This window comes from Glycomyces sp. NPDC046736 (assembly GCF_040645615.1).
Taxonomy (GTDB): domain Bacteria; phylum Actinomycetota; class Actinomycetes; order Mycobacteriales; family Micromonosporaceae; genus Glycomyces.
This window is the reverse complement of record NZ_JBEYYO010000029.1, coordinates 18,752-37,633: the sequence shown is the minus strand read 5'-3', so window position 1 is coordinate 37,633 and position 18,882 is coordinate 18,752. Positions and strand designations below refer to the sequence as shown.

17 protein-coding genes and 1 pseudogene are annotated in these 18,882 nt (G+C 70.5%); 5 read left to right on the top strand and 13 right to left on the bottom strand.

Annotated features, from left to right (window positions below):
- Window positions 1–193: 193 nt before the first annotated feature.
- Both AB0B28_RS21780 and AB0B28_RS21775 read right to left on the bottom strand, forming a co-directional pair.
- Window positions 194–1,459 (bottom strand): MFS transporter, encoded by a 1,266-nt coding sequence (locus tag AB0B28_RS21780; RefSeq protein WP_360124530.1) that lies wholly within the window; start codon window positions 1,457–1,459, stop codon window positions 194–196.
- 446 nt (window positions 1,460–1,905) lie between these two features.
- Complete coding sequence (locus AB0B28_RS21775) at window positions 1,906–3,216, bottom strand: aminotransferase class I/II-fold pyridoxal phosphate-dependent enzyme (RefSeq protein ID WP_360124527.1); 1,311 nt, start codon at window positions 3,214–3,216, stop codon at window positions 1,906–1,908.
- Between the two features lie 48 nt (window positions 3,217–3,264).
- Between AB0B28_RS21775 and AB0B28_RS21770 the strand changes: the two genes are divergently transcribed.
- Window positions 3,265–3,879, top strand: coding sequence for a pyridoxamine 5'-phosphate oxidase family protein (locus AB0B28_RS21770; RefSeq protein ID WP_360124524.1), 615 nt, complete (start codon window positions 3,265–3,267; stop codon window positions 3,877–3,879).
- A 173-nt stretch (window positions 3,880–4,052) separates the two neighbouring features.
- Here AB0B28_RS21770 and AB0B28_RS21765 read toward each other — a convergent pair whose 3' ends face one another.
- From AB0B28_RS21765 to AB0B28_RS21745, 5 genes are all read right to left on the bottom strand, one after another.
- Complete coding sequence (locus AB0B28_RS21765) at window positions 4,053–4,898, bottom strand: ThuA domain-containing protein (protein ID WP_360124522.1); 846 nt, start codon at window positions 4,896–4,898, stop codon at window positions 4,053–4,055.
- A 50-nt stretch (window positions 4,899–4,948) separates the two neighbouring features.
- The gene (locus AB0B28_RS21760) at window positions 4,949–5,881 is read right to left on the bottom strand and encodes a M23 family metallopeptidase (protein WP_360124519.1); all 933 of its coding nucleotides are present in this window, start codon (window positions 5,879–5,881) and stop codon (window positions 4,949–4,951) included.
- A 176-nt stretch (window positions 5,882–6,057) separates the two neighbouring features.
- Window positions 6,058–6,855 (bottom strand): ABC transporter permease, encoded by a 798-nt coding sequence (locus tag AB0B28_RS21755; RefSeq protein ID WP_360124518.1) that lies wholly within the window; start codon window positions 6,853–6,855, stop codon window positions 6,058–6,060.
- Window positions 6,856–6,864: 9 nt separating this feature from the next.
- Entirely contained in the window at window positions 6,865–7,695 is an 831-nt protein-coding gene (locus AB0B28_RS21750) for an ABC transporter permease (protein WP_360124515.1), read from the bottom strand.
- Window positions 7,692–8,645, bottom strand: a complete 954-nt coding sequence (locus AB0B28_RS21745; protein ID WP_360124513.1) for an ABC transporter ATP-binding protein — start codon at window positions 8,643–8,645, stop codon at window positions 7,692–7,694. Before AB0B28_RS21745 ends, AB0B28_RS21750 begins: the two co-directional genes overlap by 4 nt.
- Before the next feature lie 173 nt (window positions 8,646–8,818).
- Here AB0B28_RS21745 and AB0B28_RS21740 point away from each other — a divergent pair, with 173 nt between their 5' ends.
- Window positions 8,819–9,871: an acyl-CoA desaturase gene (locus AB0B28_RS21740; RefSeq protein WP_360124511.1), complete on the top strand. Its 1,053-nt coding sequence runs from the start codon at window positions 8,819–8,821 to the stop codon at window positions 9,869–9,871.
- A 66-nt stretch (window positions 9,872–9,937) separates the two neighbouring features.
- Here AB0B28_RS21740 and AB0B28_RS21735 read toward each other — a convergent pair whose 3' ends face one another.
- The 4 genes and pseudogenes from AB0B28_RS21735 to dnaG form a co-directional block, all read right to left on the bottom strand.
- Window positions 9,938–10,192: a hypothetical protein gene (locus AB0B28_RS21735; RefSeq protein ID WP_360124508.1), complete on the bottom strand. Its 255-nt coding sequence runs from the start codon at window positions 10,190–10,192 to the stop codon at window positions 9,938–9,940.
- 19 nt (window positions 10,193–10,211) lie between these two features.
- Window positions 10,212–10,331 (bottom strand): annotated as a pseudogene (locus AB0B28_RS21730) (VapC toxin family PIN domain ribonuclease); the annotation flags it as partial.
- Window positions 10,332–10,337: 6 nt separating this feature from the next.
- The gene (locus tag AB0B28_RS21725) at window positions 10,338–10,604 is read right to left on the bottom strand and encodes a type II toxin-antitoxin system VapB family antitoxin (RefSeq protein ID WP_360124506.1); all 267 of its coding nucleotides are present in this window, start codon (window positions 10,602–10,604) and stop codon (window positions 10,338–10,340) included.
- An 89-nt stretch (window positions 10,605–10,693) separates the two neighbouring features.
- Window positions 10,694–12,556, bottom strand: a complete 1,863-nt coding sequence (gene dnaG / locus AB0B28_RS21720; protein WP_360124503.1) for a DNA primase — start codon at window positions 12,554–12,556, stop codon at window positions 10,694–10,696.
- A 525-nt stretch (window positions 12,557–13,081) separates the two neighbouring features.
- On the opposite strand from dnaG, the gene AB0B28_RS21715 reads away from it, so the two are divergent.
- Window positions 13,082–15,598 carry a hypothetical protein gene (locus tag AB0B28_RS21715; protein WP_360124501.1) on the top strand — a complete coding sequence of 839 codons (2,517 nt, stop codon included), beginning with the start codon at window positions 13,082–13,084 and terminating at the stop codon, window positions 15,596–15,598.
- A gap of 116 nt (window positions 15,599–15,714) precedes the next feature.
- Complete coding sequence (gene dusB, locus AB0B28_RS21710) at window positions 15,715–16,878, top strand: tRNA dihydrouridine synthase DusB (RefSeq protein ID WP_360124498.1); 1,164 nt, start codon at window positions 15,715–15,717, stop codon at window positions 16,876–16,878.
- Between the two features lie 64 nt (window positions 16,879–16,942).
- Here dusB and AB0B28_RS21705 read toward each other — a convergent pair whose 3' ends face one another.
- Window positions 16,943–17,203 carry a type B 50S ribosomal protein L31 gene (locus AB0B28_RS21705; RefSeq protein ID WP_360124495.1) on the bottom strand — a complete coding sequence of 87 codons (261 nt, stop codon included), beginning with the start codon at window positions 17,201–17,203 and terminating at the stop codon, window positions 16,943–16,945.
- 318 nt (window positions 17,204–17,521) lie between these two features.
- Here AB0B28_RS21705 and AB0B28_RS21700 point away from each other — a divergent pair, with 318 nt between their 5' ends.
- Window positions 17,522–17,722 (top strand): hypothetical protein, encoded by a 201-nt coding sequence (locus AB0B28_RS21700; RefSeq protein WP_360124492.1) that lies wholly within the window; start codon window positions 17,522–17,524, stop codon window positions 17,720–17,722.
- A 12-nt stretch (window positions 17,723–17,734) separates the two neighbouring features.
- On the opposite strand, the gene AB0B28_RS21695 is transcribed toward AB0B28_RS21700, so the two are convergent.
- Window positions 17,735–18,859 (bottom strand): hypothetical protein, encoded by a 1,125-nt coding sequence (locus AB0B28_RS21695; protein WP_360124489.1) that lies wholly within the window; start codon window positions 18,857–18,859, stop codon window positions 17,735–17,737.
- Window positions 18,860–18,882: the final 23 nt, after the last annotated feature.

Below are 18,882 nucleotides of genomic sequence, written 5' to 3'. Positions count from 1 at the left end.
ACGCGGACGACGCGGACGACGCGGACGACGCGGACGACGCGGACGACGCGGACGACGCGGACGACGCGGACGACGCGGACGACGCGGACGACGCGGACGACGCGCCAAGCGCGTGCGGCGAACCGGTCAGGCGTTGCCGCGCAACGCGGTCGAGCGGCGTGGGCGCGGGGCTGCGAGCCGGTCAGGCGGCGCGTCAGGCGTTCTCCTCCGCGGGTGTGGTGAGGCGGCCCATGAGGAACGGGAACACCGCGAGGGCGACCACCGCGCAGCACACGCAGAGGATGCCGTAGCTGAGGTATTCGACGATGGGGCCCGACGCGATCCCGGCGCCCATCGCGGACAGGCCCATCACCAGGTCCGAGAAGCCCTGCGTGGACGGGCGGCGGGCCGGGGAGACCGCGCCGGTGACCAGTGCGGCCGAGCCGACGGTCATGGCCGACCAGCCGAGCCCGAGCAGGACCAGGCCCAGCGAGAGGCGCAGCTGGTCGGTGGCGGGCGAGGAGCCGGAGACCACGCACGCGGCGACCAGGAGCGCGGTGCCGCCCATGAGGACCGGGCGGGCGCCGTGGCGGTCCACGAGGCGGCCGATGACCGGCGCGAACGCGTACATCGCGCCGATGTGCAGGCCGAGGATGATCCCGACGACGCTCAGGGCCTGGTCGGGGTCGGCCATGCCGTGCTTGATGTGCAGGGCGGTCATGGCCATGACGCCGACCATCACGAAGTGCCCCAGGGCCGCGGCGATCACGCCGGTGCGCACGGCCGGGTTGGTCTTGGCGGTGCGGAAGCCGTCGGCGATCGAGCGGCGGGGCGCGTCGGTCTCGCCGCTGATCTCGCGGGCGGTCAGGAGCGGGTCGGGGCGCAGCCCGGCACCCACGACGGCGGCGGTGACGAGGCACAGCAGCCCGATCGCGGCCATCGAGCCGACGTATTCGGGGCCGCCGAACCAGGAGGCCCACACGCGTTCGGCGAGCGCGGCCAGCGAGGGCCCCGCGACCGAGCCGATCGTGGTGGCCCACACCACGATCGCGAGGTGGGAGCCGCGTTTGGCGGCGGGCGCGAGGTCGGCGGCGGCGTAGCGGGACTGGAGCCCGGCGAAGGAGGCCGAGCCGAGCAGGAAGTAGCCGATGACGGCGACGACGGGGTTGGCGAGGTGGATCGCGGCGATCACGATGAGCGTGCCGAGGACGGCGCACGCGTATCCGAAGGCGAGGCCGCCGCGGCGGCCGTACTTCTCGGTGATGCGCACGGCCGGGATCACCACGAGGGCCGAGCCGCCGACGAAGAGGCTCTGGGCGAGCCCGGCGTAGGTCGAGGAGCCGGTCATGTCGTCGATGAGGAGCGCGCCCACGGCGATGCCGATGCCGACGGCGAGTCCGCCGAGGACCTGGGTGCAGAAGAGGGTGCGCAGGATCCTGCGTTGCAGGAGTGCGGTGTCCGGGAGCGCGGTCGCGGTCACTGGAGGGTCCTTTCTGGAGTTGTCGGCCGGATCGGTGGGTCCGGCCTCGCAGGCCGCGGGCGGGGTGGTGCGGCGCGGTCCGCTCCGGCCCGCCGGGGCGGCGGACCGGTATGGAGTTGTGGCGGTAGCGGTTGCGGTCGGGTCGGCGGCGCTGCCGATCCGAGGTCGGGTGTGAACGCCGGAGCCCGATCCGGTCGCGCCGCATGGGGATGCGACGGGCCGAGAACCGGCGGCGCCGGTCCGAAATCCTTGGCGAGTCCCTCCGATCCGGTCGCGTTGCGCCGCATGGCGACTCGACTCGAGTCAGTGCTGACTCGCGCACGGCGTTCGGGCGGTCAGACCGGCGGCGCTGCCGGTCCGAATGCCCTAGCGAGTGCTTCCGATCTGGTCGCGTTGCGCCGCATGGCGGCTCGATTCGGACCGGCGGCACCGACTCACATAGGCGGTCAGACCGGTGGCGAGGCCGGTCCTGAGGCTCGGGCCACGGCCTCGGCGACGGCGGGGGCCGCGGCGGGGTCGAGGCGGGAGGTGCAGATGCGGATGCCTTGGGCGCCATGGAGGGAGAACGCGCGGCCGGGGGCCACGGCGTATCCGGCGTCGCGGAGGGAAACCACGGCGGCGGTCTCGTCGGCCACGGGGATCCACACGTTCAGGCCCGAGCGGCCCCACACTTCGATGCCGTGGGCGGCGAGCGCGTCCCGAAGGGCCCCTTGGCGTTCGTCGTAGATCTGCCCGGCGCGGGCGACCTGGGCGGTGACGGCGTCGTCGTTCCAGGCCGCGATCACGAAGTGCTGGAGGATGCCGGAGACCCAGCCGTGGCCGAGGGCCATGCGGCCTTGGAGGCGGGCCTTGGTGTCGGGGTCGGCGGCGATCACGGCGCAGCGCAGGTCGGGGCCGTAGGGCTTGGAGGTGGAGCGCACGAAGAGCCAGTGCTCGGCCGCGTCGGCCACCGAGTGGAGCGGGAGCCGCGAGAGCTCGCCCCAGTGGTCGTCTTCGACCACGAACACGCCCGGGTGGACGGCGATCACCTCGCGCAGGGCGGCGGCGCGTTCGGCCGACACCGCTGCGCCCGTGGGGTTCTGGCCTCTGGCGGTGATGATGCAGGCGCGGGCTCCGGCGGCGAGCGCGGCGTCGAGGTCGTCGGGGACGGGGCCTTCGCCGTCGATGGCGACCGGGACGACCTGGTATCCGGCCGAGAGCAGCAGGTCGCGGCCGTTGGACCAGGTGGGCTCCTCGACCGCGACGGTGTCGCCGGGTTCGAGCCGGGCTGCCAGGCCGCGTTCGAACGCGTCGAGCGCGCCGGAGGTGACGGTGAGCTCGCCGTGGACCCCGTCGGCGGCGAAGCGGTCGCGGGCGAGGTCGAGCAGCTCGGGGCAGGGGCCGCCGTCGCGGTAGTTGCCGTGGCTGATCTCCACGCGCGGTTTGAGATCGGCGAGGTCGGGCAGGAGCTCGGGGTCGGGCTCGCCCGAGACGAGGTCCTGGACGCCGTCGGGGACGGTGAGGGTGCCGACGGGGGTGAACGCGGAGCGCTGGCGGATGAAGGTGCCGGCGCGGCCGCCGGTCTCGACCACGCCCCGTTCGCGCAGGCGGCGGTAGGCGGAGGCGACGGTGCCCGCGGCGACGCCGAGATCGGCGGCGAGTTTGCGGACGGGGGGCAGGGTGCGGCCGGGGGCGAGGTGCCCGGAGCGCACGCCGGACTCGACGCTGGCGGCGATCTCGTTTGCCGCCGAACCGGTGATCTGATACTGTACCGACATAACCAGATTATTGTATCAGTACAAAATATGGAGTTGGAGCCCCCTCCGATGAGCACGATCGAAAGCCCCGCCGACCACTTCGCGCCCACCGAGCGGACCACCCCGAACCGCGCGAAGGAACGCGTCTCCTACGAGAAGGCCGAGGCCTACCGGGTCCTCGACGAGGCGCTCCACTGCGACTTCGCGTTCGTCGGCCGCGACGGCGCGCCGCGCGTGCTCCCCACCTTCCATGTGCGCGTGGACGACACGCTGTACCTGCACGGCTCGACCGGGTCGAGCATGGGCATGGGCGCTCGCGAGGGCTTCGCGGTGAGCGTCACCGCGACCATCGTGGACGGCCTCGTGTTCTCCAAATCCTGGTTCCACCACTCGATGAACTACCGCAGCGTGGTCGTGCACGCCCAGGCGCGGCTGGTCACCGACCCCGACGAGCGCTGGTCGGCGTTCCGGGCCCTCATCGACCGCTTCTCCGAAGGCCGGTCCGACCGCTCGCGTGCGGCCAGCTCCAAGGAGAACGCGGCTTCGGCGCTGCTGGCGATCCCGCTCGCCGAGGTGTCGCTCAAGCAGCGCGCGGGCGGGCCGAACGAGGACCCGGCCGACGAGGACCTGCCGTACGAGAACGGGGTCGCCGAAGTGGTCACCACCGTCACAGGGCGGCTCTGAGCCACCGGTTTCGCGCTACTGTCGCAAGGCGCGTCCGGCTCGGCGACGGAGCGGACCGGCCTCCGCGCCACATGACGGCGGGGAGTGAGTGGGTCGTGGGAACTTCCCCTCGCGGAACGACCGCGCCGCGCAGGACGCGAAGGGCGGGAGGCCGATCGGCCTCCCGCCCGTTGCTATGCGTGCGATCCGGCCGGGCCGGTCTCGGCCTTGTCCAAGCGCCACACCGCGAGTGAGCCGCCTCCGGCCACCGCGATCACGAACAGCACGAAGGTGAGGGTGTAGGGCCACGACGGGGCCGCGTCGGCGGAGTTCTGGACCAGGGCTCCCTCTTCGCCCGCGGCCCACCAGATCCCCTGGCGGATCAGCTGGAGGAAATCGCGGTCGCCCCACGTGTCGCCGTCGGCCCCAGGGGAGGCGTAGAAGGAGTTGTACGCGTTGCTGTGCCAGGCCACCGGGTCGCCCGAGCCGAGCTGGGCGAGCACGGTCTGGCGCGGGTCGGCCGGGGCGGGGTCGAAGGAGTACCAGGGCTCGGTGAGCTCGATGTCCTCGTCCAGGCCGTCGGTGATCGGCGAGCCCGCGTTGAAGCTCACCGACTCCTTGGCCTCGGGCCCGGGCGGCTGCACCGGGACGGCGCCGATGAGTTTCTCGTAGAACTCCCAGCCCAGGACGCTGGAGGCCGCCGAGCCCACGCCCACGAACCCGCCGCCGCCTTCGACGAAGGTCTGGAGGGAGGAGCGCTGGGCGTCGTCCATCAGGTCCGGGCCGGTGTTGACGAACGCGACCACCTGGTAGCCGTCCAGGTCGAGCAGGTCCTCTGGAGTGCCTTGGACGAGGCTGAAGTTCCAGCGCCGCCCTTCCATCTGGAGGCGCTCGACCGCGAAGTCGGCCACGTCCTGCGCTCCGTTCCCGGTCGTGAGGACCAGGACGCGCGGCCCCTCGGCGGCGTGGGCCGCCGAGGGGGCGAGGGCGGGCGCGCAGGCCAGCGCCACGATCATGCACAGTCGCAGCAGGGTTCTCACGCGCCCAGCCTATCGACAGTCGCGGACGGGTTCATCCGCGAGCCTGGGCGTCAGCCGCAGTGGCTCCACCCGCTGGTCCAGGTCGTCGACCCGACGGAACCACCCCATTTCACGCATTGGCCCGCGGCGGATTTGCGCACCGGCCCCGCGTAGTAGGAGAAGTTCCCCGAGTCCTTGGTGACGGTGCCGCCCTCCACTTGCAAGGTGGTGGAGACGGCGCTCGGGGACCCCACGCTCGTGTACTTGAGCGTGACGACGCAGTTGTATCCGTTGGAGCTGTTGTAGAACAGGAACACCGCGCCCACCGATCCGAGCGCGTGGTGGTTGATCTGGCTGTAGCCCGAGCCGCAGACCTCGGCCGCGGTGTACGGGTTGCCGCCGCCGCTGCACGCGTTGGAGGAGGTGATGGCCTTCTTGGTGCCCCGCGGGACGGAGATGCCCTCGATCACCGGGCTGACCACGGTGCCGGAGGAGTTGCGCTGCTCGTAGTGGAGGTGGGGGGCGCTGGAGCCGCCGGTGGAGCCGACGGTGCCGATGATGGTGCCCTGGGAGACCGATCGCGAGGTGCCAACCGCGCCGACCATGGTCGCGAGGTGGGCGTAGCGGGTGCGGGTGCCGTCGGAGTGGACGATCTGGACCCACTTGCCGTAGCTGGTGCTGCCTTCGTTGTAGAAGGTGGCGGTGCCGCCGGCGGTGGCGCGGACGTTCTCGCCGTTGATGGCGTCGGACCCGTAGGTCTGCCAGTCGACCGAGTTGGCCGGGTTGTGGGCCGGGGTGCCGATCCAGTTGTTGGCGTAGAAGGTCTTGTTGCAGTTGAACGGGCTCTTGTGGCTGATGGCCTGGGCCGAGAAGTCGTCGGCGTTGGAGATGAGCGCGGGGACCGAGGCCCCCGCGACGGCCAGGACGAAGACGGATACGAGGACGATGAGGCGGCGTGCGCGCCGGGTGCCGGGGATGTGGAACCTGGGTTGCGATGGGCGCATGAGGAACCTCCTAAAGCGAATCGTGGTCGCGCTGGGGTGAGGAGCGCTGGCCTTCATGCGTAGAAGGGACGATATCGGAGATTTCTTTCACACGGAAGGTCCGATTTGAAGAATTTCTTCACACAAGTGGGGCCGCGCTCGGCATCCCGAGCGCGGCCCTGCTGCTTGACCTTCGCCTATTTGTACAAGGCCTTCGCCAACCGGCGCTGCGCGATCCACATGCCCGCCACGCAGAGTGCGAGGAGGTAGGCGATGTGGACGAGCATGATGGGGCCCAGGTTGCCCAGGCTGATGCCGCGGATGAGTTCGATGCCGTGGTAGAGCGGCATGACGTACACGATCGGCTGCGCGAACGCGGGGTAGGCCTCGACGGGGGTGAAGGTGCCGCCGAAGAGGAACATGACGAACACGACGGCCATCATCCAGTCGAAGTCGGGCCAGTCGCGGAAGAACGTGGCGAGGGTGAGCCCGATGCCGGCGAACGCGAGCGAGATGAACACGCACGCGGGCACGGCGAGCACGGCCCACCAGGAGTCGAACAGGCCGAAGCAGGCCATGACGATCACGAACGCGCCGATGTAGGTGCCGCCGCGGATGAGCGCCCACCAGACCTCGCCGAGGGCCACGTCCCAGGGCCGCAGCGGGGTGTTGAGGATGCCGTCGTAGACCTTCATCCACTTGAACTTGGCGAAGACGTTGATGGAGGTCTCGGTGAGCACGCCCATCATGGCGGCGTTGGCGAGGATCGCGGGGGCGACGTAGGCGGTGTAGGACACGACCGACCCGTCGGGGAGGGTGAGGTCGCCGACGAGCGCGCCGACCCCGAATCCGAAGGCGAACAGGAAGAGCACGGATTCGAGCGCCCCGGAGGCGACCAGGATCCAGGCGCGGCGCATGGCCGTCCAGTTGCGGTTGAGCAGGGCCCCGGAGGACCGCAGGGAGGCGCGGGCGGCGCCGTAGGCGATGACAGACACGCGGGTCTCCTAGAAGTTCAGGCGGCGCTCGGCCACGCGGCGGGCCACGAACCAGCCGACGACGGCGAGCAGCGCCAGGTAGGCGATGTGCGCGACCGGCCAGAGCGCGGGGGCGACGTCGGCGGTGGCTGATCGGGCGAGTTCGGTGCCGTGCCACAGGGGCGAGAGCCACACCAGCGGCTGGAGGAACACCGGCATCTGGTCGGCCGGGAAGAAGACCCCTGAGAACAGCGAGATCGGCATGACCGCGAAGCGGAAGATCATGTTGAGGTTCGCGTCGTTCTTGATGCTGGAGGCCCAGAAGTGGAGCCAGGGCGCGAGCGAGGCGGCCACGAGGGCGGCCGCGATCACCGCGAACGCGGCCCACCAGGACGCGTAGACCCCGAACAGGCCCAGGACGATCGCCACGATGGTGCAGTTGGTGAAGGGCCGGAAGATCACCGCGTAGGCGAGGTGTCCGTTGAGGATGTCGACCGGTCTGAGCGGGGTCGCTCGCTGGGCGAGGTAGTGGCCGCCCCATTCGGCGTAGCCGCCGAACACCGGGAAGACCATGTCGTTGCCGAGCATCATGACCGCGACCGAGCAGATCAGGCCGGGGGCGATGAACTCGGCGTAGGTGAGGCCGCCGACCGCGGCGGGGTCGATGTAGGAGCCGACCCCGATGCCGACCGAGACCATGTAGAGGATCGGCAGCAGCACCGAGGTGAACACGGTGCCGTGCCAGACGTGGCGGTAGAGGGCGAGCTGGAGGGTGAAGGCGCGCCAGGCCCCGACGAGGATGCCCGGGGCGGTGCGGTCGACCACCTCGGCGGCCGGGGGCGCTTCGGTCAGGGCGGTCACGCTTCGTCCTCCACGAGGGCGCGGCCGGTCAGGCGCAGGAACACGTCTTCGAGGGTGGCGCGGCGGGCCAGGGTGGAGGTGGGGACGATGTCGCGCGCTTCGAGCGCGGCGGCGGTGTCGTCGGCGTCGTCGGTGTAGACCAGGATCTTGTCGGGCAGCGGCTCGATCTGGGCGCCGACCCCGTCGAGGGTCAGGGCCTTCTCGGCCAGCTCGGCGGTGTGGGCCGCGCCGAAGCGGAGCTCCACGACCTCCTTGGTGACGTGGGTGTCGATGAGCTCGCGGGGGGAGCCGGAGGCGATGATGCGGCCCTCGTCCATGACCACGAGCCGGTCGCACAGCTGCTCGGCCTCGTCCATGTAGTGGGTGGTGAGCAGGATCGAGACGCCGCGGTGCTTGAGCTGGAAGAGCCGCTCCCACACCAGGTGCCTCGCCTGGGGGTCGAGGCCGGTGGTGGGCTCGTCGAGGATGACCAGCTCGGGGTCGTTGATGAGGGAGCGGGCGATCGCGAGGCGCCGCTGCATGCCACCGGAGAGCTCGTTGACCTGGTCTTTGGAGCGGGCGGTGAGCTGCACGAAGTCGAGGAGCTCGGCGGCCTTGGCGCGGGCGGCCTTCTTCTTGATGCCGAAGTAGCCGGCGTAGACGACGAGGTTCTCGAACACCGTGAGCATCCCGTCCAGGGTGTTGTCCTGGGGGACCACGCCCAGGCGCGCGCGGATCTCGGCGCCCTCGGTGCGGGGGTCGCGGCCGAAGACCTCCAGCGAGCCTTCTGTGGGCTCGGACACACAGCCGATCATCCGCATGGTGGTGGACTTCCCGGCGCCGTTCGCGCCGAGGAAGCCGAAGGCCTCGCCGCGTCGGATCTCGAACTCGACGCCGCGGACGGCTTGGTGCTCACCGTAGCTTTTCCGCAGGTCGCTCGCGCGAACCAGGATCTCGTTGTCGTTAGGCATGGGGCAACACTAGACACCGCCACCGACAACAGTCCAACGATATTGAAGCGAATCCTTCATAAAAAAGGTAGGGCAAGCACTACCCCTGAAGGCGGGTCAGCAGTAGCGACAAACGCGGCCCGAGCGACGAGTCTTGTCTCCAGACACAGGACGCCGAACGATCGGATTGACGCATGACGCTCCTCGCGGAATCCCTGCCCGAAGCAGAAGAGAAGAAGACGGGCAGCGACTTCGCCCAGCTCAGTCGCCGCATCAACCAGGCGGGCCTGATGAACCGGCGCCCGGTCTACTACGTGATCCGGTTCGCGCTCACCACGGCCGCGTTCGTCGGCGGCTGGGTCGCGTTCGCCTTCATCGGCGACTCGTGGCTCCAGATGCTCACGGCCGTGTTCATGGCCCTGATGAGCGCCCAGATCGCGTTCCTCGGCCACGACCTGGCGCACCGCCAGGTGATCCGCAGCCGCGCCACGTCCGAGCGCCTCGGTTGGTTCACCGGGAACCTCTCCAACGGCATGGGCTACGGCTGGTGGAACGACAAGCACAACCGCCACCACGCCAACCCCAACCACGAGGAGCTCGACCCCGACGTCGCGCCGGGCCTGTTCGTGTGGTCCAAGCGCCAGGCCGGCTTCGCGCAGGGCATCGCCACCTGGTTCGGCAAGTACCAGGCGCAGCTGTTCTTCCCGATCCTCACCCTCGAGGGCCTCAACCTCAACGTCTCGGGCATCAAGTCGGTGCTCAAGCCGGGCCTGAAGAACCGCGGCATGGAGGCCCTGTTCCTGGCCGTCCACTGGGCCGCCTACCTCGCCGCCCTGTTCATCGTGCTCTCCCCCGGCAAGGCGATCGTGTTCCTCCTGGTCCACAAGGCCGTGTGGGGCCTGTACATGGGCTCGGTCTTCGCCCCCAACCACAAGGGCATGCCCACCCTCGTCGGCGACACCGAGCTGGACTTCCTGCGCAAGCAGGTCCTGACCTCGCGGAACGTCAAGGGCGGCTGGTTCACCAACTTCGCCCTCGGCGGCCTCAACTACCAGATCGAGCACCACCTCTTCCCGGCGATGCCCTCGGTCAACCTCAACCGCGCCCAGCCCATCGTCGAGCAGTTCTGCGCCGAAAAGAACATCCCCTACCACGCCACAGGCCTCATCCAATCCTGGCGAGAAGCCCTCACCGAACTCCACGCCCACGGAGAACCCCTCAGAAACCCGACCCCCGCCAAGGTCTGACACCCAAACCAAGAAACCGCCCGCAGCACGAGCTGCGGGCGGTTTCTCGTTGCTGGTCGACGGCAGTTAGTCCTCGGGCACCTCGAAAACGTCAGAGGCGGTCCTTGCGGTAGCCGCCCGGTGAAGCCAGGTCTCAAGCTGCACGACATCGACGCAGTCCTCGATACGGGCACGCTCGTCGGAAGAGAGCGTCACGCCGCGAACCGAGAGGAACCGCACCACGGCCTCGCCTAGTCCTTTGGCCCGGCCTTCCGCCCGGCCCTGCTCCAGGCCGCGCGCCATGAGCTCTTCGCGAAGTTTCGAGGCGAACGGGTAGGTCATGCGTGGCTCCTCAGTTCGGTCAAAGGCTGCCGCGCGGGGCGGCCCATTCGGTTGGTTGGCCGGTGACCTCGGCGATGCGGTCGTAGTCGGAGTCGTAGTGGAGGACCGTCGCACCGCCGAGTTCGGCGGTCGTGGCAATGCGCCATCAGGACGCTCCGTCGTTCGCGGCCTCCTGGCGAGCGCGCTCGGCCAGGCCGCCGAGGTCTCTGCCGCCGTTGAGGAGGAAGGAGCGTTCGCTTCCGGAAAGGTCCAGCTGGACCGAGTCGAGGGCCGCGATCGCTTCGCGAACCTTCGCCCGGTCCGCGGCGAGGCGCAGCGCCTCGTTCACGGTCGCCGCCTTCGAGCGGGTTCCCAGCTCACGCTGTGCATCGGCCAGCGTTTCATCGTCTACGTCCACCGAGAATCGAGTCATGCCTCAATGAGGCACCGAAATCCTTGGCGATCGAGTGCAGACTCGCCGGTTTCATCGCACCGGAAAGTCGCCACCCTTGAACCAGCGGATCACTCGAAGGCGTTGGCGGCTTGGTCTCTTAGGGATCTTATGTGTTGTTCGAGGCTGAGGAGTTGGCCGAAGAGGCGCATGTATTCGTCTTTGTCGGTGCTGGGGTTGATGCGTTGGAGGCGGTGTTTGAGGTCGGCGACCTCGGTTTCGACTGCGGGGCGTTGGATTCGGGCGAGGATCGTGCGGACGTAGAGGGCGTCGGGTTCGCCCGCGAGGCGCAGTTCCTCTACGGCGAGTTCGCTGACCAGGGCGCTCGCGGCGATCTCGGTGCAGGCGGACTGGACGGCGGCGATCCAGTTGGGGCCGGCCGCGGCTCGGGCCGCGCCGCCCGCGGCGGCCACCGCTTCGCGCACCGCGCGGTAGTTCGGGTCGGTGTACGGGGTGGCGTCGACCGCGTCGAAGTAGGGCCCGGCGACCTGCGGCTGCTGGAGCACGACCTTGAGGACCTCGCGCTGGGCCCGCAGCTGGGTGGTGTCGGCGCGCGGCTCGCGGCGGGGCCCGGCGGGGACCTCGGGCTGCTGGCCGGAGGCCGCGCCCTGCACGGCGCGGCGCAGCTCGGCCTTGTCCTTGCCCAGGCGACCGGCGTACACGCCGAGGTACTCCTCGACCAGGCCGCGGTCCTTGACGCGCGCCAGCAGCGGCGCGATCGCGCGGGTGGCGTGCAGGCGGCCCTCGGCGGTGTCCAAGTCGTGCTTGGCGATCGCGCGTTCGAGCGCGAACTGCACGAGCGGGGTGTGCCGCTCGATGAGCTCGCGCACGGCCGCGTCGCCGGAGTGCTGCCGCAGCTCGCACGGGTCCTGGCCGCCGGGCGTGACCGCGATGTAGGTCTGGGAGACGAACCGCTGCTCCTCGTCGAAGGCCTTGAGCGCGGCCCGCTGGCCCGCCTCGTCGCCGTCGAACGTGAAGATGATCCGCCCGTCGGCGGTCTCGGAGTCGAACAGGAACCGCCGCAGGATGCGGATGTGCTCGGGCCCGAACGCGGTGCCGCAGGTGGCGACGGCCATCGGCACGCCCGCGAGGTGGCAGGCCATGACGTCGGTGTAGCCCTCCACGATCACGACGCGGCCGGTCTTGGCGATGTCCTTGCGGGCCAGGTCGATCCCGTAGAGCACCTGCGACTTCTTGTACAGGGGGGTCTCGGGGGTGTTCAGGTACTTGGGGCCCTGGTCGTCGTCGAAGAGCTTGCGCGCCCCGAAGCCGATGACCGAGCCGGACGAGTCGCGGATCGGCCACAGCAGGCGGCGGCGGAACCGGTCGATGAGGTTTCCGGTGCGCGAGGGCTTGGCGAGCCCTGCGGTGGTGAGCTCCTCGGCGGTGAAGCCCTTGGCCCGCAAGTGCTTCGCGAGGGCGTCCCACGAGTCGGGCGCGTAGCCGCAGCCGAAGGTGGCGGCCGCGTCGCGGTCGAAGCCGCGGGCGGTGAGGAACTGGCGGGCCGTGATCGCCTCGGGCGAGAGGAGCTTGCCGGTGTAGAACTCGGCGGCCGCGGTGTGGGCGTCGAGGAGGCGCTGCTTGAGGCCCGGCTGGCCCGACGGGCCCCGCTGGGGGCGGCCGTCGACGTCCTCATAGGTCAGTTTGAGGCCCGCGCGACCGGCGAGGCGCTCGACCGCCTCGACGAACGTGAGCCCGTCGAGCTCGGTGAGGAAGGTGATGGCGTCGCCGCCGACTCCGCAGCCGAAGCAGTGGTAGACGCCGCGGGCGGGGGTGACGTTGAAGCTCGGCGAGCGCTCGTCGTGGAAGGGGCAGAGGCCCTTGAGGTTCCCGCCTCCGGCGTTGCGCAGGGTGACGCGCTCGCCGATGACGTCGGCGATGTCCACCCGCTCGCGCACGAGCTGGATGTCGGCATCTCGGATTCGCCCCGCCACTGTTCACCTCTTCCCACTGCGACCCCCATTCTGCCCGGTCGGTGTGACACTCCGTTCGCGGACGCCGCCGGTGTGAGCGGGCGGGTAGGGACGGCGGTTTCGCGCGCCGACGCAGAGCGATGGGTGGGCGGGTGGGGAGTGCCATCCCTAGCCCCCACCCACCCAAGGGGAAAGGAAGGAGCAGGGTCGATGATTCCGGTCGGGTGTGACAGGAATCGGGGCTGCGAGCGCCGAGGTCACCCGTTCGGGTGGCGTGGCGGTGGACACTCCGCGACCGTCCGGGGTCGCGCGAGGGCACTCGCGGATCGTCCGGCATGGACCGAAACCCAGGTGGCGGGGCCGCCGTACCATGATGGCCGTCAGCACCTTTCCCGACCACGCCTCACGACCCCGCGCCCCGATCCGCTAGAGTCGCCTATCATGCCGGACCCATCGCCCGAGCAGCCGCCCTCCTGGCCTCCCACCAGCGAACCCGCGGCCACACCCACCAATCCGCCTCGCATCACCGCGCGCGGAGTGGGTCACATGCCTTCCGCCGCTCCGGAAGACGACTCGGCGTCCGACCAGTACCAGCGCCCCGGACCCGCCCTCTACGGCGAGCCGGCGCAGAGCGGCGGCGACCCGTACGAGGAGCTCGACGCCGAGGCGCGTCGGGACGAGTGGGCCGCCGACCTCGGCGGCGTCCCGGAGGTCCCCCGCCAGAGCGATCCGCGCCAGGCCGGACCCCAGGCCTTCCCCGATCCCCCGACCGCCGAGCCCGCGCCGCAGGGCCACACCCCCCAAGGGCCTCCTCCGCAGGACCAAGGGGCGCAAGGCGAATGGGGCGAGGTGCCCGACTGGCCGCCGAAATCGAGCCAGGACTGGATGCACCAGCAGTCGCAGACCGGCTGGGGCCTGGCAGGCGGCGGCAGCACCTGGCCCGCGCAGGGCCCCGGAACCCCCGGCGACGCCGCGCCCGCCGCGCCCGAGCAGGGCGCTCCCGCCGAAGGCGGCCTGGAGTTCCCCGAGCTGCGCTCCGACCCCTACGAGGCCGACGTCTACGGCCACAGCCAGTACCGCGGCGACTCGGGCGGCCAGGACCTCTACCAGTCCGACCCGTACCAGGCCGACCGGTTGCAGGCCGAGGCCCAGCAGGCCCGCGAGCAGTACCAGGCCGAGCAGTCGTTCCAGCCGTTCGCGACCCCCGAGCCGCAGCAGCCCGCGCCGGCTTTCGCCGAGCAGCCGGCCGCGCAGTTCCCGCCGGAGTCGCAGTTCCAGCCCGCGCCGCCCGAACCGCAACAGTCCTATGGGGACCACCCGTTCGGCGAGCGCCAGGAGTCGGCCGTCGCCACCGAGGCGGTCGAGGCCGTCCCCGCGCAGCGCCGCCCCGAGGAGAGCGCCGCGCCCGAGGCCCCGGCCTCGACCGACCCGCGCGAGACCCGCGTGGCCCCGCCCACGCACGTCGGCGTCCGCTACGCGATCTACGGCATCGGCGGGCTCATCACGCTCGGCCTGATCATCGGCATCGTGCTCATGCTGGGGGCCGCCCCGCCGAGCGAGCCGTCCGAGAAGGGCGGCGACGACAAGGCCACTGAAGACGCTCCCAAGACGGAGGACTCGAGCCTGACCTCCGAGCGGTACGTCCAGCTCGCGGGCGCCGTCGGCACCGCCGAATGGTTCTCGTGGCGCTATGGCGAGGCCGGCGGCGGCAGCGGCACCGACGAGCTCCCCGCGGCCGAAGGCGACGCGCTCGCCTCCGAGCCGCTGCTGGGCGACGCCGACCGCAGTGTGCAGGGCCAACTGGGCTACCTCACCGACGAGTCGGGCCTGACCGGCGTCGACCACGTGACCGCCGTCGAGTCCACCGACGAGCTCATCGGCCTCGCCCCCCGCGCGGGCGGCAAGTTCTCCGAGGATGGCGCTCCCGAACTCGAACTCCAAGAGGGCACCACCGCCGAATGCCTCGCCGGACTCGGCGGGGACCTCGGCAAGCCGGTGGCGCTGGCGCGGCCCGAGCAGAGCGCGGAGATCAACGCGCACTCGGTGATCGCGTTCTCCTCGGGCATCATCGCCACCGCGGGCATCAGCGGCGCCCAGGGCGGGACCTGCGTCCAGCTCCCCGCGGGCCAGGTGCCCACCGACGTGGCGCTCACCGACGGGAACGAGCTCGCGCTCGTGACCACGTGGAACGCCGACACCCAGACCGGCGCGCTGACCTTGATCGCGCTGGGCGACAAGAGCGGCTCGTACCAGTCGAGCTGGTCGGAGTCCTACCCCGGCCTGCCGAACCCCGGGCACTTCGCCAGTGCCGCCGTGGTCGGCTCGGTCGAACTGCCGTTCACCGCTCCGACCTCGGTCGACGCGTGGTCGAACTCGGGCGGTTCGCTCTCGCTGGGCCGCGGCAAGATCGACGGCGACGCGCACCGCGACACGGTCGCGACCGCCGGTTACGCGATCGTGGGCGACCTGAGCGCGAGCCAGGTCGCGGTCGTGGACCTGGCCTCGACGCTCGAAGGCCTGGCCGCGCAGCACTACGACGGGACCCAGTTCCAGCTCGACGCGGTCGCGGGCGACGCGGTCGACGTCGAGGGCGGCGTGGCCGACGTGGCCGCGACCGAGGGCGCTTCGGCGGTCGCCACGCGCGACGGCGTGGTGCACGAGCTGGACGCGGCCTTGCAGGAGACCTCGGCGACCCCGGTCGGCGCGAACCCGACGTGCCTGGTCGTGGGCGCGCAGAGCGGCGCGTTCATCGCCACGAGCCGCGGCGAGGCCACGATCAGCTGGGTCTCGGGCGGCGCGGTGACCAAGGAGCTCGCGGACTCGCGGCTGGTCGACCCGCTGTGCGCCTCGGAGACGCCCGCGCTCGACGTGAAGGGCTACACCGGGCAGGCGGCGGTCGTCCTGGTCTCGGACTTCGAGGGGCAGCAGCTGCACGCGTACCTGGACGGTCAGGCCTCGACTCCGGGCGGGGCCACGGTCGGCGGCGACGGGTTCACCTACAGCGGCGCTTACACGGTCGCGGGGAAGCCCTGGGGCGCCTCGGTGACCGTGGACCTGGACTGACGAAGACGTGAAGACGAAGCGGCCCGGCGACTGCCGGGCCGCTTCGTCGTGTGGCGCGGCCGGGGTCACCCGGTGCGGGCTTTGGCGCAGCTCGGCGGTGCGGGGATAATCGAGCGGTGACCGCAACGCTCTCGCTCGCGGGGAAGCCCGTGTCCCCGCCCGTCGTCCTGGCCCCGATGGCCGGGATTACGAACCTGCCGTTCCGCAAGCTCTGCCGCGAGCAGGGAGCCGGGATCTACGTGTGCGAGATGATCACCACCGTGGCGCTGACGGCGCGCAATCCGAAGACCATGCGGCTCATCGAGTTCGACGCCGACGAGGAGACGCGCAGCCTCCAGTTGTACGGGGTGGACCCGGCCGGGATGCGCAAGGCCGTCCAGATGGTCGTGGACGAGGACCTGGCCGACCACGTCGACTTGAATTTCGGGTGCCCGGTGCCGAAGGTGACGCGGCGGGGCGGCGGGTCGGCGCTGCCGTGGAAGCGGCGGCTGTTCCGGGAGATCGTGACGGCGGCCGTGGAGACGGCGAAGGTCGGCGGGATCCCGGTGACGGTGAAGATGCGCAAGGGCATCGACGACGACCACCTCACCTACCTGGAGGCGGGCCGGATCGCCGAGGACGCGGGGGTCGCGTGGGTGGCCCTGCACGGCCGCACCGCGGCCGAGCGGTATTCGGGGACCGCCGACTGGGAGGCGATCGCGAACCTCAAGGAGCACCTGGAGGTCCCGGTGCTCGGCAACGGGGACGTGTGGGAGGCCGACGACGCGCTGCGGATGGCCGCCGAGACCGGCTGCGACGGCGTCGTGGTCGGCCGGGGGTGCCTGGGTCGGCCGTGGCTGTTCGGGGACCTGGAGGCGGCGTTCACGGGGCGCGCGGAGCGTTCGATGCCCGCGCTCGGGGAGGTCGCGCGGGTCATGCACCGGCACGCCACGCTGCTGGTGGAGTGGATCGCGGGCGCGCAGTCCTATGAGGCGCGGCGCAACATCGACGCCGAGGAGCACGGCTGCCGGGAGTTCCGCAAGCACGTGTCGTGGTATCTCAAGGGGTTCCCGGTGGGCGGCGAGCTGCGACGCGCTCTGGCGATGGTGTCCTCGCTCAACGAGCTGGAGGACCTGCTGGGCAAGCTCGAAGCGGACGCGCCGTTCCCGGAGTCGACGATCGGGAAGCCGCGCGGGCGCACGAACAGCCCGGGGAAGGTCACGCTGCCCGACGGGTGGCTGGACGACCGGGACGACCTGGCGGTGCCGGTGGGCGCCGAGATCGACTCCTCGGGCGGCTGATCAGGGGCACGAAAAAGGGGCCTCCGGTGCCGGGAGGCCCCTCAGCGTCGTGAAGACGCGACGACTAGGACTCCTGCTTGGGGTCCTTGCCGTACTTCTTGTAGAACTTGGCGACGCGGCCTTCGTCGTCCAGGACGCGGCTCTTCCCGGTCCAGAACGGGTGCGAGGCCGAAGAGATCTGCACGTCGATCACCGGATAGGCGCGCCCGTCCTCCCACTCCACGGTCTCAGCCGACGTGGCCGTGGACCGGGTCAGGAACGAGAAATCCGCCCCCCGGTCGCGGAAGACCACGTAGTCGTACTTCGGGTGAATGCCTTGCTTCATGGTTTCCCTCCTTGCACCCGCCTCAACCGAGCGCGCGGTCGGGGTATTCCCCCGGGCGGATGAATCGGGGACTGTCGGATGGGCGACGCAGTGGGCGTCGAATTGTCGGATGTGACCGAAGAGTCCTGGCTGGAGGATCACACCGATGGGGCCCCGACCCCGTCTGACCTGCGTTCGCGTCGACGCGATGACACAAATCCGTTATACGGGTGTCGCACGGGAGCGCTACGCTGGTCGATGCGAGCGCGCTGTGAGACTGCTCTCCAACCCGGAACCATGTGAGCGGGTCCTGCGTTTAGCTCGATGAACGAAGGAGCGATGACTGCGATGGCCCAGCAACTGGAGACCGCCCCGATCGAGGCGAGCGAACCGGCTCAGCCCCTGGTCGAGGCCGAAGTGCCCGCGAGCCCTGCGTCCCTGTGGGCGTCGGAGAGCCGCGGCATCTACTCCATCACGCACACCGACCAGGCCGACGCGCGCGCCTGGATCGACTGCGACTGCGTCATCCACAGCGAATGACCCCAGCGGGTCTCAGGCCACTTCGGTGAGCGCCCGGCAGTGCTCGTCGCCTTCGGCGTCGATGTCCAGGCCGCCGTCGAAGTCGAACTGCGCGTAGAGGTTGTCGACCCAGATCGGGCAGCTCACCACGGTCTCGCGTTCGCGCCCGTCCTCGGTGACGATCACGGCCGCCTCGGCCGCGCCCGGCACGAGCGTGGTGAGCTTGAAGCCGAGGGCGACCTCGAAACTCCAGTCCAGCGCCGCCATCTGCGGGTACTCGGTGACCTCCCAGTTCGCACCCGGGGCCAGAGCGACCTTTCGGTCGGGGTCCTTGGGGAAGACGAACGGGCAGCCGTTGAGGAGCGGGTCCTCGATGCACTCGTCGAGGCGACTCTCGACCGCCGCCGCGATGGCCGCTTCACCTTCGGGCGTGACCTCGGGCCAGCCGAGCGGGATCTGCGACTCGCGGTAGTCCATGCCGAGCCGTATGAACAGGTTCCCCAGGTTGAGCACCGCGGACGTGCCGTTCATGAGCGTGATGGTGGACGGCAGGCCCGGGTAGACCTCGTACAGTCCCGGCAGCAGTATCAAGCGGTAGCTGTCGACCTCAACGGGCGCCTCGACGCCGTTGAGGTCGACCAGGCCGACCTGGGAGTAGGCGACGGAAGTGCTGATCCCGTTCATGACCTTGGGTTCGCCGTCGAGGTTCACTCGGAGCCGGTTGCCGATCCGGGTGCCTTCGTAGGCTTCGATCTCGACGTACACGACCGCCACGGTGCGGTTCGGCTCGTCGAAGAACTCGACCTGGTCGACGCTGGCGATGCTCCAGCGGGAGTCGAGGGCCTCGGGCACCAGGAAGTCGCCGGTGAGGTCGGGTTGGTCGGTGTAGGCGAGCGCGCCTTCGACGTCGCCGGCGTGGACGGCCTCCAGGAAGGCGGTCACGGTCTCCTCGGCGGAGGTCTGCTGGAACGGGATGACCTTGACGAGGGTGATCGTCACGGCCGCGAGGACGGCCGCGATCGCGACGCAGGCGAGGATCGTGTTCGAGATGCGCCGGGGGCGGGGCTCTTCCTCCACGGGTTCGGCCTCGGGGATGTCGGTGTGCTCGACGCCGCCGAGGTCGATCGAGTGCTCGGATTCTGGGGCCGATCCTGACACCGGGGTTCTCATTCTGCCGCTGT